14 protein-coding genes are annotated in these 16,266 nt (G+C 59.2%); 7 read left to right on the plus strand and 7 right to left on the minus strand.

The features are described from left to right. Positions 1-14: 14 nt before the first annotated feature. The 3 genes from CCX46_RS11580 to tssA are packed head-to-tail and all read left to right on the plus strand — an operon-like array spanning position 15 to position 5,679. Positions 15-779 carry a DotU/TssL family secretion system protein gene (locus tag CCX46_RS11580; RefSeq protein WP_127926753.1) on the plus strand — a complete coding sequence of 255 codons (765 nt, stop codon included), beginning with the start codon at positions 15-17 and terminating at the stop codon, positions 777-779. Next, positions 776-4,600, plus strand: a complete 3,825-nt coding sequence (locus tag CCX46_RS11585; RefSeq protein WP_127926754.1) for a type VI secretion protein IcmF/TssM N-terminal domain-containing protein — start codon at positions 776-778, stop codon at positions 4,598-4,600. Before CCX46_RS11580 ends, CCX46_RS11585 begins: the two co-directional genes overlap by 4 nt. Further along, a complete protein-coding gene (gene tssA / locus CCX46_RS11590; RefSeq protein WP_127926755.1) occupies positions 4,597-5,679 on the plus strand; it encodes a type VI secretion system protein TssA in 1,083 nt (360 codons plus the stop codon). Before CCX46_RS11585 ends, tssA begins: the two co-directional genes overlap by 4 nt. Here tssA and CCX46_RS11595 read toward each other — a convergent pair. The 5 genes from CCX46_RS11595 to CCX46_RS11615 form a co-directional block, all read right to left on the minus strand. Continuing rightward, the gene (locus CCX46_RS11595) at positions 5,676-6,644 is read right to left on the minus strand and encodes a 2-hydroxyacid dehydrogenase (protein WP_127926756.1); all 969 of its coding nucleotides are present in this window, start codon (positions 6,642-6,644) and stop codon (positions 5,676-5,678) included. The genes tssA and CCX46_RS11595 overlap by 4 nt on opposite strands. A 171-nt stretch (positions 6,645-6,815) precedes the next feature. Continuing rightward, positions 6,816-7,244: a hypothetical protein gene (locus tag CCX46_RS11600; protein ID WP_127926757.1), complete on the minus strand. Its 429-nt coding sequence runs from the start codon at positions 7,242-7,244 to the stop codon at positions 6,816-6,818. Between the two features lie 15 nt (positions 7,245-7,259). Continuing rightward, a complete protein-coding gene (locus CCX46_RS11605) occupies positions 7,260-7,742 on the minus strand; it encodes a DUF4822 domain-containing protein (protein ID WP_127926758.1) in 483 nt (160 codons plus the stop codon). 345 nt (positions 7,743-8,087) lie between these two features. Further along, a complete protein-coding gene (locus CCX46_RS11610) occupies positions 8,088-8,612 on the minus strand; it encodes a cysteine hydrolase family protein (RefSeq protein ID WP_127926759.1) in 525 nt (174 codons plus the stop codon). Between the two features lie 218 nt (positions 8,613-8,830). Beyond that, positions 8,831-9,214, minus strand: coding sequence for a tautomerase family protein (locus tag CCX46_RS11615; protein WP_127926760.1), 384 nt, complete (start codon positions 9,212-9,214; stop codon positions 8,831-8,833). 242 nt (positions 9,215-9,456) lie between these two features. On the opposite strand from CCX46_RS11615, the gene CCX46_RS11620 reads away from it, so the two are divergent. The 3 genes from CCX46_RS11620 to CCX46_RS11625 all read left to right on the plus strand — a co-directional run bounded on the left by CCX46_RS11620 (position 9,457) and on the right by CCX46_RS11625 (position 11,407). Then, positions 9,457-9,651: a hypothetical protein gene (locus CCX46_RS11620; protein ID WP_127926761.1), complete on the plus strand. Its 195-nt coding sequence runs from the start codon at positions 9,457-9,459 to the stop codon at positions 9,649-9,651. Between the two features lie 50 nt (positions 9,652-9,701). Beyond that, positions 9,702-9,872: a hypothetical protein gene (locus tag CCX46_RS30695; RefSeq protein ID WP_177413855.1), complete on the plus strand. Its 171-nt coding sequence runs from the start codon at positions 9,702-9,704 to the stop codon at positions 9,870-9,872. A gap of 254 nt (positions 9,873-10,126) precedes the next feature. Further along, complete coding sequence (locus CCX46_RS11625; protein ID WP_127926762.1) at positions 10,127-11,407, plus strand: HAAAP family serine/threonine permease; 1,281 nt, start codon at positions 10,127-10,129, stop codon at positions 11,405-11,407. A 214-nt stretch (positions 11,408-11,621) separates the two neighbouring features. On the opposite strand, the gene acnB is transcribed toward CCX46_RS11625, so the two are convergent. Further along, complete coding sequence (gene acnB / locus CCX46_RS11630) at positions 11,622-14,231, minus strand: bifunctional aconitate hydratase 2/2-methylisocitrate dehydratase (RefSeq protein WP_042704862.1); 2,610 nt, start codon at positions 14,229-14,231, stop codon at positions 11,622-11,624. Positions 14,232-14,700: 469 nt separating this feature from the next. Between acnB and CCX46_RS11635 the strand changes: the two genes are divergently transcribed. After that, positions 14,701-15,171, plus strand: coding sequence for a DUF1289 domain-containing protein (locus CCX46_RS11635; RefSeq protein WP_127926763.1), 471 nt, complete (start codon positions 14,701-14,703; stop codon positions 15,169-15,171). A 167-nt stretch (positions 15,172-15,338) separates the two neighbouring features. On the opposite strand, the gene CCX46_RS11645 is transcribed toward CCX46_RS11635, so the two are convergent. Beyond that, a complete protein-coding gene (locus CCX46_RS11645) occupies positions 15,339-16,202 on the minus strand; it encodes a universal stress protein (protein ID WP_127926764.1) in 864 nt (287 codons plus the stop codon). Positions 16,203-16,266 lie beyond the last annotated feature (64 nt).

The following is a 16,266-nucleotide window of genomic DNA, read 5'->3' on the forward strand; positions in this document are numbered from 1 at the left end:
ACAAGGAACGCCGTATGTCGCAAGGAAGTGCCGCAAGCCTTGGGTTGCAGGACGCACCGTTGAGCAGCGCGTTTCGCCAGACGTGGCAGCAATGGCAACAGGACTGGGTGCAATTGCCCAAGGACAGCGAGGACGAAGCAGCGCTGGTGGACACCGTGGTCGAATTGTCCACGCAAGCGTCGCAGCGGTTGTGGCGCACCGCTTATTCGCGGGTCGGTGATTCGGCGACCGATCAGGTCAAGGCGCTGGTCTATGCGTTCGTCGCGCTGGTCGACGAAACCCTGCTGTTCACGCCGTGGCCCGGGCAGTCGGCGTGGCAGGACAAACCTTTGGAGTCGCGTCTGTATTCCAGTCGTCAGGCCGGCGAACACGTGCCGTCGGCGATTCAGACATTGCTCGACGAACAGCAACCGACCAGCCGCGATCTGGCCAACGTGTATCTGCAGTGCCTGATCCTTGGTTTCCATGGGCGTTTGCGGGGCGAACACAGTCAGGCGCAACTGGAGAAATGGCGGCTGGCGCTGTACACCTTTGCCTGGCAGGACGAGGCCAGTTATGCCGATGTCAGTCAGCGTCTGGCGCAGCCGTCGCTGACCACGCCATTGCAACTGCCGGTGCGCACGGCGCTGCCGGACGGCTTTCGCCTGGCACTGGGGATTCTGGCGATGGTTTTGTTACTGACCGGGCTTGGCCAGTTCCTCTGGCGGGACATTCGTTCGGAGCTGGACCCGGTGCTGCAGATCATCGACTCGGTGGCGTCAGCGGAGCAAGACTCATGAGTACCCTGACGATAGTCGCGTGGGTGGTCGCTCTGCTGCTGGTTGTGGTGATCATCGCCGTGGCGGTGTGGTGGCTGCGCACCCAGAGTGGCGCAGCGATCCGCAGTTTCTACGCAGCCGTGCGGCAAATGGAGCAGGAGCAGGGCAGTCACGATCGCTATCAGATGCCCTGGCTGCTGATGCTCGGCGACGAAACCCAGGGCACGCAACTGGTCAGTGAATGGCGTCTGCAACCGACCGACAAACCGGCGTGGTTCGGCCGCTGGTGGTCGGACCCGGAAGGCGCTGTGCTGGTGGTGCCGCAGGCATTGTTTCTGCCCGACGACGGTATGCATTTGCAGCGTGGCGGCTGGTGGCGTTTGCTCGGTTTGATCTTGCGGATGCGCAGCAAGCGGCCGCTGGACGGGGTGGTCTGGCTGGTGCCGGTCAGTCGCCTGAGTAATCTCGAACAGGCTGCGAGCCTCGGTCTGGCCGCGCGCCGGCGCTTCATCGATCTGCTGCAACGTTTTGGCTTGAGTGTGCCGGTGTACGTGGTCATCACTGGACTTGAAGAACTGCCGGGGTTCCAGGAGTTGATCAGCGCGCTGCCCGACGAGGCCCGCGAACGAACCTTTGGCTGGTCGTCGCCTTATTCGCGCGATGCGGTTTGGCAAGGGCAATGGAGCGATCAGGCGCTTGATCGCATCCATCGCGCTGTGGCGGAAGCCATCATCGAAATAGGCACCTTGTCCGGCCAGTTGAGCGCCGATCTGTACGCCTTGCCGGAGCGTCTGGAAACCTTGCGACGCGGTTTGCAGAGTGTTCTGGAACCGGTGTTTCAAGGCAACGCTCAGGGTGAGGCGCCGTGTTTTCGCGGTGTCTATTTCAGCGCCAGTCAGGCCTCGGAGGATGCCAAGGACGGATTCTCCGCCGACGACAGCGGCTTGCAGCAAAGCGTGTTCGTGCGCCAGTTGTGGCGCCAGCGCCTGGTCGGCGAGCGCGGGCTGGCGCAAGGCGTGCCGCGTCTGCTGCGTTTGCGTCAGCGCTGGCAGCGGCTGACGGCCGGCGTAGCGCTGGTGATCGGGGTTATCTGGGCCGTGGCGATGCTTTGGGTCTGGCACGTGTCGGTCAAGGATGCCCACGAACTGGCGCGGCAGATGCAAGGCGCGCAAAAGGGCTACGTGGCGATCAGCGATGAGGCGCAGCGGGTCGACTCGACCCGGCGTAACGTGCAGACATTCTGGCGCGTGCTGGAGCGTGCGCCACACTGGAACTATGTTTCTCTGGTGTTTCCGACGTCGTGGTTTTCCTCGCTCGACAATCAGCTTGAGCAGCAAGTCTTGCAATCCACCCAGCGCCACATCATGGTGCCGCTGCATGATCTGTTGAGCGCGCAACTGGCGCAGATCAAGGCGATCCGCAGCACCGATCGGCGCAGCAGCGTCGAAAGCGACGACCCGGCGCAGTGGCAGAACTATCTGAAGGCGAACGATCTGGTGGATCGGGCCTTGCGTCTGGAACAGCAGAACCAGTTGTTCAATCAAGTGCAGAACAACCCGCGCGCGCCGCTGGACGACCTGGTGCAACTGAGCAACAACGCGCTGTCGCTGAACCTCAACACGGGCACCTTGCCCTACGCGGCGTTCTACAATCGGCTGCTCGTGGCCGGGGAAGACGGCAGCTTGCAGGCGCTTGATCTGAGCGTCGACCGGCCGCAGATCGTCAGCAATTTTTCCGGACTGATGCAGCGCTGGCTGGATCAGTATTTTCTCGCCGACAACTTTGTCAGCAAGGCTGGCTACCTCAAATTGCATCTGGATCAATTGCAAGCCGGCAGCGGCAACAGCCTGCGGGAGCTGGAAGACCTGACCGCGCTGGTCGACGATCTGCAAGCAGCGATCGCCCTGACCAATTCGACGTGGAGTCGCGGCAAAGGCCAGGAATTGGTGCCGGGTTATGGTGACTTCCTCGCCAAAGTGGCCAAGAGCACATTGTTGGGCGCGCAAGTCCAACAAGACCTCGACACGCAAGCGTCACGCTTGCAGCAGAGTTTCCGCGATCAATGGATCGCCCAGATCGGTTCGCGGGACAACCTGCTGGTGCAGCAAGTCAGCGGGCAGCTGGCCTTGCAGGAACAAGTGATCAAGCTGGATAACGCGATACAGGCGCTGTTCAAGCGTGACTTCGTTTCGGTCGCCCTGCGTGCCAGCGAAGACAACGTCAATATGCAAGGCCAGACCGTGGACGGCGATGACCTCAATGAGTCGCTGAAGTATTTCGCCGACTACAACAGCTATATCGCCGAAGAACTGCCACGCATTCCACCGGACTATCGCGTTGCGGTGCTCAAAGCCGCCGAGCGTGCCGCCGCCCAGGCGATGTGGTTGAGCCTCAAGGATCACAACGACCAGGCGCACCCTTACGCTGTGTTCAATGTGCAGGCCGAGCAAGCCATGGCCCTGCAGAAAGCCTTTGTCGAGGTGCACCGCGCGGATCTCTCCACGCGCCTGCAAGCGGCGCTCAATCGCCGCGCGATGGCGCAGATTACCGGGGGGATCGAGGAAATCACCGCGCAACCGCTGTTCGGTGGCCGTGCCGAAATCAGCCAGTGGGACGGTTCGAAAAACCTCGGCTTGCAATTGTTCGGCGCCAGCGATGTGCAGGATCTGAAGCTGAGCCTCAAGCAGCAGTTCAACACCATGCTCGGCATCACTGAGCGGCGCACGTCTTCGTTACAGTGGTTGACGACGCAGCAAGCCAACCTCTCGGCACTGGATTACGAACGCGTGACGCAGTTCAGCGCACTGAACGATGAACTGCGTAAATACAAGGAAGCCAATCCGGCCAGTTCGCCGGCGCAGATCGAGCAACTGGTCAGCCGTGATTTCATCGAAATGGACGTCAACTCCTGCCTGCAAATGTTGCAGACCGCCAACGTCGCCGGCGGACGCGGCACGTTGGCGATGCGCGCGGTGGAGCTGCAACAGGAAGCCATGCAGCGTTGCCAGCAGTTGCAAGTGCAACAGGCGGCAGCCGCGTGGAATGAGCTGGCCAACTACTTCAATCAGTACCTCGCTGACCGGTTTCCATTCGCCAACGGCGTGCAGATGCCGGATGCCGAACCGGCGCGGGTTCAATACTTGCTGGAGTTGATCGATAAGCGCCTGCCGGTCGCCCAGGCCGGACTGGCCACGAATCGGACGCCGGAGCGCGTGGCCGCCGCAGACTTTCTCAATCGTTTGAAGCAGGCCAGCACCTGGCTGACGCCGCTGTTCGTACGCGACAAGAGCGGCATCCTCGGCGTCGAGCTCGACGTGCGCTGGCGCACCGATCGCGATAATGAGCAGGGTGCCGATCAAGTGATTGCCTGGGGTTTGCTCGCCGGCAATCAGCAGATCAACTACCCGGTCGCGGCCGAGCAGCCGAGTCTGCGCTGGATGGTCGGTCAACCCATCCGCCTGACCCTGCGCTGGGCGCGCAATGGCAAGGAACGCCCGGTCAACGACCCGCTGCAACCGAATCTGGTGGTGCGCGATCTGGAGGCCGGTTGGGAGTATGGCGGGCCATGGTCGCTGCTGCGGATGATGCGTGCGCACTTTTCGGTGCAGCGTCAGCCGAGCATGGATTACACCGACTTCCCGCTGACACTGCGCCTGCCAGTGACCGCCTCGACCGACAGCGTCACCAGCGAATTCACCCGCATGTTTGTGCGCTTGTCATTGATGAGCCAAGGATCGAAATTGCCGCTGTCGATTGCACCGTTGCCCACCCGTGCACCGCGCTCACCGTTTCAGGTGACCGGCAGCACCGCCGCCCTTGAATCGCAGGAGGAGGACCTGTGAGCCTGCCATCGACCGCTGTGCCAGACCTGATTGATCAACTGCTCGCGCCGATCAGCGCGGATGCGCCCTGCGGCGTCGATTTGCGTTATGAGCGTGAATTCGATCAGTTGCGCGACTTGCGCCGCGAGGATGATGCCAGCCTGCCGACCGGGGTCTGGCAGTCGACACTGAAGCGGGCGAACTGGCCGGAGGTCGAGAAGCTCACCACTGCTTTATTGCTCGAACGCAGCAAGGACTTGATGCTCAGCGCCTGGCTCGGCGAAGCGTGGCTGCACCTGCAAGCACTGGACGGTTTGCCCGGCAGCCTGGCGCTGATCGCCGGTTTGTGTGAGCGCTTCCCCGAGCATTTGCATCCGCAAGCCGAGGAGGGCGATCAGTCGTGGCGCGTGATTCCGCTGGAATGGCTGGTGCGTCGCTACAGTGAAGTGTTGCTCACTCGCGTGCCGCTGTTCGGCACGCGCAACAGCGATTTTGAAGCCTATACCCTGGAAGTCTGGCGACGTTTGCAGATTCAACAAGTGCAGGTCAACGACAGCAAGAATGCCAAAAGCTCGGCAGAAACTGCACGCAATGAACAGAAAAAACTCAGCGACCAGATTCGCGCCACACCGCTGGCGTTCTGGTTGCGCACCCAAGGCAACCTGCTGCTGAGCCTGCAACACCTGCAACGGCTCGACAGCTGGAGCGATGCTTATCTGGGTGAGCAAGGCCCGGGATTGCGCCCCTTGCAGGACATCATTCAAGCGCTGCTGAAGCTGGTTCAGGAGTTTATCGCCATGCACCCACAACAACCGGCACCGCCAGCACCCGTGGTGGAAGCCCCCGTCGCCATGCCACAGCCTGAAGAGCCAGCGCCGGTTGCCCAGGTATTTCGCGAACCGGCCAACCGCGAGGAAGCTTATCGGCAATTGTTGCTGATCGCTGAATACCTGGCCCGCACGGAACCTCACAGTCCCGTGCCCTATCTGATCCGTCGCGGCGTCGAGTGGGGTAATAAACCGCTGAGCGAGTTGCTGGGTGAGTTGATCAGCGCCGATGCTGAATCACGGCGCCTGTGGACGTTGCTCGGCGTGCTCTAGTGCACGCGCTGGTTGCTGAGTTTCGGTGGCAGCGCAATGGGCGTCAGTACCGGCTCGCCGGAGAAGAACGCCACGAGGTTTTTGCCTACCAATTCGACCGTGCCTTGCGTCGCTTCCGGTGACAGGCCGGCGACGTGTGGCGTCAGCAGTACGTTGCTCAGGGTTTTCAGCGCATCCGGCACTTGCGGCTCGTGGTCGAACACATCGAGTGCGGCGCCGGCAATTCTGCGTTGTTCAAGGGCAGTGATCAGATCCGCCGTAGCGATGACGCTGGCGCGGGCAATGTTGACGATGAAGCCTTTCGGCCCGAGTGCATCGAGCACCGCGCGGGTGACCAGATGTTGCGTGCCAATGCCGCCGGGCGTGGCGACAATCAGAAAGTCCGAAGCCCGGGCCAGTTCGGTCGGTGTCGAGCAGAACGCATAAGGCACATCGCTGCGCACCTGGCGGCTGTGATAGCTGATTTCCATGTCGAAGCCGAGGTTCGCGCGTTTGGCGATCGCCAACCCGACGGCGCCCAGCCCGAGGATCCCCATGCGTTTGCCAGCCAGCGACGGGCGCATGATTTTCGGCCATTCACCCCGGCGTACTGCGGCATCACAACGCGGGATATCCCGGACCAGTGCCAACAACATCGCCATTGCATGGTCAGCCACCGACGAGGCGTTGACCCCGGCGCCGTTGGTGACGGTAATGCCACGGTTGCTGGCGGCCTGCAGGTCGACCTGTTCGTAGCCGGCGCCGATGACGGTAATGATCTTCAAGGCGGGCAGGGCGGCGATCTCTTCGGCCGTCAGGCCCAGCGGACCCCGGGTCAGCACCGCATCGATGCGGCTGCCTTGGGAGGCAATGGCGTGCGCACGTTCGGCGGGCGTGGGGGCGAGAATCAGGTGAAAGCCCTGATGTTCGAGAATCGGCAAATAGTCATTGATGGTTTCAACCAGTACCAGAACGGTTGCGGGCATTGCGCGGCTCCTGTGAACGTCGGCGGGTAGGTCGCGATAGTCGTTTCAGAGTGCTGAATCCGCAGCGACTTGGCAATCGTTGTCATTCGCGCAGTGGTGCTTTGATTCTGGACGGCTTCGGGCAAGAAGCAAGGGGTGACAGCACACCGGTGATCCGGTGCGCTGTCGGCATCATTGGGCCGCTTGGGCTTTGGCTTGTTCAGCCATCGCGATCGGCTTGATATCGTAGGTCGGATAGAACTCGGTGCGGTAACTGCCCCATGCGGTGTTTTCCAGCGCAAGGTTCACTTCCGCCAGACGCGAGACAGGAAAGCGCACGGTCACGACCTGGCCGATACCCATCATGATGTTCCAGCTCACCACCTCGACTCCGGCCGGGGGAAAGGTTTTATGGAACCCCTGTTGTGCGAGCTGGGCCTTGAGTTCACTTAACGGTCGGGTTTGATCATGTTTCAGAAACACGGTCAGCATCATCGCGTTGTCGGCCGTGGCGACGGCATCTTTTGCGGGTTGGGTAGCGGCTTGCGCGCTGACCCCGGCGCAATAGACGGAAGAAATCAGTAACGACGACATCAGCAGGGTTTTAAGTGACTTTTGCATATCGTACTCCTGGTTTTATTGTTTGATGGCGGACTTGGTTTCTATCGTTCCGGTATAGGGCGCGTGAACGACATGAATGCGTACGAGAGGGTTGTTGTCGACCATGTCGCGGGGTACTTCCCGAGAATACGTGAATTCAATTTTGTTCAATGTTTCCAGACGCCTGACAACTGTTTTGGTCGGGCCGATATCGGGTACAAGAATGTGCTGTTGCTGATCGCCGGTGACAAAGAAATAACCGCCACCACCGTTGTTGTATTTTGACTCGCCTGTCTCGGTGTAAAAGAACTCATATCGATTGCGCTCGGGATCCCACGTCGATATGCCAACGACACCGGGGTACTTCGCTTTGACGTCGGTTTCAGGGGCGCCGTCGACATAGACCTTGGTCGTCAGCCATCGCGGCGAGGAGGCCAGCTCGCGGATGTCGGCATTGGCGCTGGTGAGCGGGACGAGCAACGCGGCCAACAACAGGCCGGTCATCATGTACTTTTGCATGTTGTGTCCTCTTGATTGCACTTTAAATGTCAGTCGTTGAATTCAGGGCGATAAAAATATAGACCTGCTGCGGAATATTGTTCAATGGCTGGGTAGTTGCTTGTAACAAATGGCTGCTATTCGATTTTAAGTAATGTTTTGTTGCGAGTTTTTTGGCTGTTTAAGTTGTAGGAACATTCTGAAGGGTTGGTGGCTGATTGACTTGTTTGTTGGCGTTTCCGGTAGTTAATGTCGCTGGCCCCCTTAATTGATTAAACAACGCTGTAGGACAAGGAATGGCGTAACAAATGTCTGGTTGACGCAACCGTAGCAAGTCAAGTTGCGTCAATTTCAGCGAGGACTTCCTCAGAACGTCACTTCATCGCTGTCGACTAATCGTGCGAAGGCGGCACCGAGGGTGGCGTTGTGATGTTTGATGATCGCTTCGGCGGATAGCGCGGCAGTGTCCATGCAAGTGTGGGCGTCGGCGACCAGCAATGGTCTGAAGCCCAGATCGGCAGCGCTGCGACAGGTGCTGTCGATGCAGAACTGGCTTTTCATGCCGACCACATAGAGCTCTTCTACCTGTGCGGCCTGGAGTTGCCGCGCAAGGTCAGTGCCATGGAAAGCATTGGGTCGGGATTTATCGAAGAGGGTGTCGATTTCAGCGTCCAGCTCAAGCGCTGGCAGTAATTGCCAGAAAGGACTGCCAGCGGCAATCGGGGAGCCGTCCGGGCCAGTGTGGCGCGCGGCGAAGATCGGTACTTGATTCCTGCGGGCCTGAGCGACCAGGCGCTGGATGTTGGCCAGAACCCGTTCGCCTTGGTAGGGCTTTTCCGGTCCGTGGAACAGACCGACCTGCATATCGATGATCAACAGTGCTGCGGGCATGGTGTTTCTCCTTGGGGGCTGCAGATGCCGCACGGAAGGGAGAAACAACAAGGCCCCGTCCATTGCTGGCGGGGCCTTGGGTTTGCTGCGCTGGATTTACCTCAGGCAGAAACACCACGACCCGCCGGTGGCGGTCGTGGTGGTACGGGTGAGTTGCAGCGCGCGAATGTTCATGGGCCGATCATGCTGACGCTGATACCGGGCTGTCAATGAGCGGATCAAGTGACGTACTGCGCGACGCCATTGCCGAATGACCAGTTCTCTTTTTTTACCTCGACCAGATTGATGAAGACGTCTTCCAGGCGCACCGCCAGTTGGGTGTGCAGGCTTTCGGCGATGGTTTTGAACAGCAACTGTTTTTTCTCTATCGAGCGCCCTTCGCTGATGGTGATCTGAATGAACACCACGCCGTCGCTGCGCTGGATTCCCAGATACTGCGGGTCATAGACGAAATGCTGGCTGTCGTGCTCGGTGAGGATCTGAAAGTTGTCGTGCTCCGGCACATCGATACAACTGCGCAGGGCGGAATAAATCTGCTCGCCGATGCGTTTGGCGAACGTGGGGTCGGGGTTTTGTTTGATGTCGATGCGAACGAGGGGCATGGGGAAGGCTCCGCAGGGCAGGGGACTCATCTCACGCTAGATCATGTGGGGCAAATTGAAAGAATTGGGGGCTTGATGGCGGAGGCGTTTTCTAAAAGGTCTCTGTATGAGACTGCCTACCTGACTCGCGGATTATGCCTACGAAAACGCCGGATTCATCCGCTATCTGGCGCGAGATGATTAGGGAATCATGAGGGCACAAAGCAGTCCGGCCAGTCACTGCCAATAGCCAAGGAAGGCGCATGCTTCAGGATGATCGCGAAAACCTGGAGCTCCAAAGGCTCCTGAATGAAACACGGAAACTCGTGGCGGAAAGACAAAAGCTTCTGGCGGAAGCAAAAAAGCTAAAGAGAGAGACGAGTTTTTATCCACTCGCGGTATTGGCTGGAGTGGTGACCGCAATCACTGCAGTAATAGGCGTTTTTTTCAAGGTTTGAGTGTTCACGCTTCACAACAGTCAGACCCATGACCCAAAAAGGAAATCAACATGAGCACATTTGACCGCAAGGCTATGATTGAACTATCGGATCGGGAGTACGATGAGTCGGTCGAAAGAATGCGTATCAAGGACAAGGGCGATATGTATCCAATCTGGGGGATGCTGGCGTTCGGCATTTTTTGCATGTCGCTCGGATTCATCCTGGCACGATCAATCTGATCAATTCCTCGCGACCGCATCAAGCGTTGGAGCTTGCCAGGAAACGACACAGTGCATACCTGGCGCCGGCAGCTATTTTCCCGAAAACGACACCCCGCTGATCTGCTCCGCACAACCATTCCTCAGCTAAGTCTTTGCTTCTGCTCATTTATCGCGGAGAATCGCGCCCTGTTTCGGCCGGAGCATGTCTGTCGGTTTTTTTCCGACGCGTCCTGACCGAGTGGCAAGTGACCGGAATGCGGAGATCCGACCGGATGAATGATCAGGCCAATAGCGTCGAAGAGCGCTTTGATGCAGCAGCACCCGCTGAACTTTCGAGCTGGAATCGCCAGGACACCACCTGGATGTTGGGACTGTTTGGGACGGCCATCGGTGCCGGCACCCTGTTTTTGCCGATCAACGCAGGTCTGGGTGGCTTCTGGCCGCTGGTGATCCTTGCGCTGCTGGCCTTCCCGATGACGTTCTACGCGCACCGTGGCCTGACCCGCTTCGTGCTGTCCGGTCGCGAAGGCGCCGACATCACGGAAGTGGTGGAGCAGCATTTCGGCATCAAGGCCGGCGCGCTGATCACCTTGCTGTACTTCTTCGCGATCTTCCCGATCCTGCTGATCTACAGTGTCGGCCTGACCAATACAGTCGCCAGTTTCCTCGAACATCAACTGCACATCACGCCACCGCCGCGCGCGCTGCTGTCGTTCGTGCTGATTCTCGGCTTGCTGGCGGTGGTGCGGTGCGGTGAGCAGGCGATCGTCAAGGCGATGAGCCTGATGGTTTACCCGTTTATCGTCGCGTTGCTGTTTCTTGGGGTGTACCTGATTCCGCACTGGAACGGCGGCATCCTCGCCACCGCTTCGCACGTGCCGGCACCGTCGGCGCTGCTGCACACGCTGTGGCTGGCGATTCCGGTAATGGTGTTCTCGTTCAATCACTCGCCGATCATTTCCGCGTTTGCAGTGGATCAGAAGCGTCAGTACGGCGTGCATGCCGATGAGCGCAGCTCGCAGATCCTGTTCCGCGCCCATGCGTTGATGGTGCTGATGGTGCTGTTCTTCGTCTTCAGTTGCGTACTGACGTTGTCGCCGGAGCAATTGGCGGAAGCCAAAGAGCAGAATCTGTCGATCCTGTCGTACCTGGCCAACCACTTCAACAATCCGACCATTGAATTTGCGGCGCCGCTGATTGCGTTCGTAGCGATCTCCAAATCGTTCCTCGGTCACTACATCGGCGCCAGTGAAGGCCTGAAAGGCTTGATCGTGAAGAGCGGCAAGCGTCCGGGCGCCAAGGCGCTGGATCGCATTGTGGCGGCGTTCATGCTGGTGATCTGCTGGATCATCGCGACCCTTAACCCGAGCATTCTGGGCATGATCGAGACCATTGGTGGTCCTGTGATCGCGGCCATTCTGTTCCTGATGCCAATGTACGCCATCCGCAAAGTGCCAGCGATGGCGCGTTATCGTGGTCAGGCGTCCAACGTGTTTGTCACGGCTGTAGGTCTGGTAGCGATTTCGGCACTGGTGTACAAGTTGACGATGTAAACCTGGTTCCATCAATAAAACCGCTGTGCCTGCCCAGGCACAGCGGTTTTTTTTGCCCGGGAGCCGAGCTTGCACGCGAAAGCGCTGAGTCATTGGCAATGACGCCATCGCTGGCTTGCCAGCGATGAGGCCCGAACAGGCAACCGTCATTCTGCAGGCATAAAAAAACGCCGCTCATCTCACGATGGGCGGCGTTTTTCATTGCGTTGTTACGTTAGGCTTGAACGACCGGGATGTTGGCGTTCGCAGCAGCTTCACGGAACTCGGCGATCTGGTCGAAGGACAGGTAGCGGTAGATATCGGCCGCCATGCTGTCGATCTTGCCAGCGTATTCCATGTACTCCTCGACGGTCGGCAGGCGACCCAGGATCGAAGCAACGGACGCCAGCTCAGCCGAAGCCAGGTAGACGTTCGCGCCGTCGCCCAGACGGTTCGGGAAGTTACGGGTCGACGTCGACACCACGGTGCTGTTCGGCTCAACGCGTGCCTGGTTACCCATGCACAGCGAGCAGCCTGGCATTTCCATGCGTGCGCCTGCCTTGCCGTAGATGCCGTAGTAGCCTTCTTCGGTCAGTTGGTGAGCGTCCATCTTGGTCGGCGGCGACAGCCACAGACGGGTTGGCAGCTGACCCTTGACCTGATCCAGCAGTTTACCGGCAGCGCGGAAGTGACCGATGTTGGTCATGCACGAACCGATGAACACTTCGTCGATCTTCTCGCCAGCAACGCTGGACAGCAGACGGGCGTCGTCCGGATCGTTCGGCGCGCACAGTACCGGCTCGCTGATGTCGGCCAGATCGATTTCGATGACTTCGGCGTATTCGGCGTCGGCATCGGCTTCCATCAGTTCCGGGTTGGCCACCCAGGCTTCCATCGCTTGAGCACGACGTTCCAGGGTACGCGCATCGCCGTAGCCTTCGCCGATCATCCAGCGCAGCAGGGTGATGTTGGAGTTCAGGTACTCGGTGATCGACTCTTTCGACAGCTTGATGGTGCAACCGGCAGCCGAACGTTCGGCCGAGGCGTCGGACAGTTCGAACGCCTGCTCCAGGGTCAGACCTTCCAGACCTTCGATTTCCAGGATGCGGCCGGAGAAGGCGTTTTTCTTGCCTTTCTTCTCGACGGTCAGCAGACCGTTCTGGATAGCGAAGTAAGGAATGGCATGAACCAGGTCACGCAGGGTGATGCCAGGTTTCATTTTGCCTTTGAAGCGCACCAGGATCGATTCCGGCATGTCCAGCGGCATAACGCCGGTGGCCGCAGCAAACGCAACCAGACCGGAACCGGCCGGGAACGAGATGCCCATCGGGAAACGGGTGTGCGAGTCACCACCGGTACCGACGGTGTCTGGCAGCAGCATGCGGTTCAGCCACGAGTGGATGATGCCGTCGCCCGGACGCAGGGAAACGCCGCCGCGGGTCATGATGAAGTCAGGCAGGGTGTGGTGGGTGGTCACGTCGATCGGCTTTGGATACGCCGCGGTGTGGCAGAAGGACTGCATCACCAGATCAGCCGAGAAGCCCAGGCACGCCAGGTCTTTCAGTTCGTCACGGGTCATTGGACCGGTGGTGTCCTGAGAACCTACTGTAGTCATCTTCGGTTCGCAGTAGGTGCCAGGACGAACGCCTTGGCCTTCTGCCAGACCGCAAGCCTTGCCGACCATTTTCTGCGCCAGGGTGAAACCCTTGGTGCTTTCAGCTGGGGCTTCTGGCTTCTTGAACAGGTCGAATGGTGGCAGACCCAGTTCGGCGCGAGCCTTCTCGGTCAGGCCACGGCCGATAATCAGCGGGATACGGCCGCCGGCACGTACTTCGTCCAACAGCACCGGGGTCTTCATTTCGAAGGTGGTCAGGACTTCGTCGGTGCCGTGTTTGCAGACTTTGCCAGCATGCGGGTACAGGTCGATCACGTCGCCCATGTTCATGTTGGAAACGTCGAACTCGATTGGCAGTGCGCCGGCATCTTCCATGGTGTTGTAGAAGATCGGAGCGATTTTGCTGCCGAAGCAGAAACCGCCAGCGCGCTTGTTCGGCACGTAAGGTACGTCGTCGCCGAAGAACCACAGTACCGAGTTGGTGGCCGATTTACGCGACGAACCGGTACCGACCACGTCACCGACGTAGGCGATCGGGAAGCCTTGACCGCGCATTTCTTCGATCTGCTTCATCGGGCCGATGGCGCCCTGCTGATCAGGAACGATGCCGTCACGGGCCATTTTCAACATGGCCAGGGCGTGCAGCGGGATGTCTGGACGCGACCAGGCATCTGGAGCAGGGGACAGGTCGTCGGTGTTGGTTTCGCCGGTTACCTTGAAGACGCGCAGGCTGATCTTGTCGGCCAGGGTCGGGCGGTTCTTGAACCACTCGCCGTCAGCCCAGGATTGCAGCACGGCTTTAGCGTGAGCGTTACCGTTCTTGGCTTTTTCCGCGACGTCGTGGAACGCATCGAACATCAGCAGGGTGTGCTTGAGTTGCGCGGCAGCGACTGGCGCCAGCTCGGCGTCGTCCAGCAGGTCAACCAGAGTCACGATGTTGTAGCCGCCCTGCATGGTGCCGAGCAGTTCTACAGCGCGCTTTTTGTCCAGCAGCGGGGAGGAAACTTCGCCCTTGGCCAGTGCAGACAGGAAGCCGGCTTTTACATAGGCCGCTTCGTCCACGCCTGGTGGAATGCGATTGGTGATCAGGTCAACGAGAAATTCTTCTTCGCCAGCCGGAGGGTTTTTCAGCAGCTCGACCAGGCCTGCTGTTTGTTCGGCGTTAAGCGGCTGGGGAACGATACCCAGGGCTGCACGCTCTTCGATATGTTTGCGGTAGGCTTCAAGCACAGTTATTACCCTCATCAGTGGTCCCAAATGGGTGTCCGGGACGCTCATCCCGAAATTGCCGTACTCATGCTCCTCACGACGTTGTGGGTCGTTCGGCCAGAATTACCGGCAATTCCTTACAGAAGCTGCTTTCAAAGTTTTACGCCTGCAGAACGGGGAGCTGATGAGGGTTGGCGCTGGATTTTTCCCCGCTGGAAAAATCCCTCGCCAACACCGCTCTGAAGGAACGACTGTGCTCGTGACGCTTTGAAAACAGCTTCTAACGGACATTGGCGCCTTAAAAGGCTGGCTGATTCTACGGCAAAAAAAATTTAAAGGTAAGTCGCGCTCTATTGGACTTTCGTGGCAATGCGCGTGGCCGGGCCAAACACTCAGTACGGCTGAGACCCTGATGTTTGAGGGGTGATCAATGCCCGACAAAGGGCTAAGATGCCGGTCTGTTCCGCGTTTCAGTGCCTCTGCCTACTTTATGCCCAATCAGACCATCAAGACCCCCTGCGTCGGCCTCTGCTCCACTGTTTACGGTGATCTGGTGTGCCGTGGCTGCAAGCGTTTCCACCACGAAGTGATCCATTGGAATGGTTACAACGAGGAAGAAAAACGCGCGGTGTGGTTGCGTCTGGAGCAATTGCTGTCACAAGTGATGGCGGGCAAGGTCGAGATTTTCGATTCTGCGCGCCTGCGCGAGCAGCTCGAACAACGCAAGATCCGCTTCGTGCCGCATCAGTCGGAATATTGCTGGGCGTATCAGCTGATTGCCCGGGGTGCGCGGGTGATCATTAATCTGGAAGCCTACGGGATGGTGTTGCTGCCGGAGTTTCGCGACTGGAGCCTGCCGGAGTTGCGTGATGCCATTGATCGGGAATTCTTCCTGCTGTCGGAAGCGCACTACCAGCGCTACATCGCCCCGGGCTTTCTCAAGGACGCCTTCGGCGCCTGAAGATCGAAAGCTTCGCGAGCAGGCTTGCTCCCACAGGGGAATGCATTCCAACTGTGGGAGTGAGCCTGCTCGCGATAGCGGTAGTGCATTCAAAGAAGGTGGTGACTGACAGGACGCCATCGCGAGCAGGCTCACTCCTACAGGGATCGCATTTCAAATGTGGCTGTTCAGTGCTTCACCGCCAGCTCCACCAGGTGATCCTCAACCTCCTGCGGTTTCAGCACCAGCACATCGCTCTCCAGCGCATCCAGAATCACTTCCGCTGTATTGCCGATCAACGCCCCTGACAACCCGGTGCGCGCCACCGTGCCAATCACGGTCACTGCCGCCTGCAGCTTGTGCGCCATGAACGGGATCAACACATCCGCCGGGCCTTCCTCTATGTGCAGATGCTCATCGTCGACATCGAATTCAGCCTGAAACGCCCGGCATTGCTCGCGATAACGCGCCGCGATGGTTTCACTCAGTTGCAGCGTCGGGTCAGCCGCCGACAGCATCGGCGACGGATGGGCGCTGATCACGTGCAGATGCGCCTTGGCCAGACTGGCAATGTCGTAGCCATGATCAATGATTGTCGTGTGCAGATGCCGGTGTTCGCCATCGGCATTGCCCACGTCCACCGCCGCCAGAATCACCTTGTCCTTCCAGGAACCTGCGGTTTTCACCAGCAGCACCGGGGTAGGGCAGTGGCGCAGGAGTTTCCAGTCGGCCGGGGTCAGCAGGGCTTTTTTCAGCGAGCTGTCGGGGAAATGCTGCTTGATCACCAGCCCGCAACCCTCGGCCTGCTGCACATCGATGATGGTTTCATGCAGGCTCTCGTTCCACGCCTGTTCGGTGGTCACGCTGTAGCCGTCGGCCACTAGTGCGGCTTTGAGCACACCGAGCATGCCGGCGTGGTCGTGCTTCTTGTCGCACACCAGCAGGTGCAGATGGGCCTGGGTCACGCCAGCGATCAACTTGGCGCGCTTGAGCGCCAGGCTTTCCGAATGTTCGGGTTCGATGACCACCAGAATGCTGCGAATGGCTTGCATGAGCGGAGTCTCCAGCAAAGAAAAGTCACGGCGTTGCACAACTATAGTTGCTGCTCGATCATCC

It is taken from the genome of Pseudomonas sp. RU47 (assembly GCF_004011755.1).
GTDB lineage: Bacteria > Pseudomonadota > Gammaproteobacteria > Pseudomonadales > Pseudomonadaceae > Aquipseudomonas.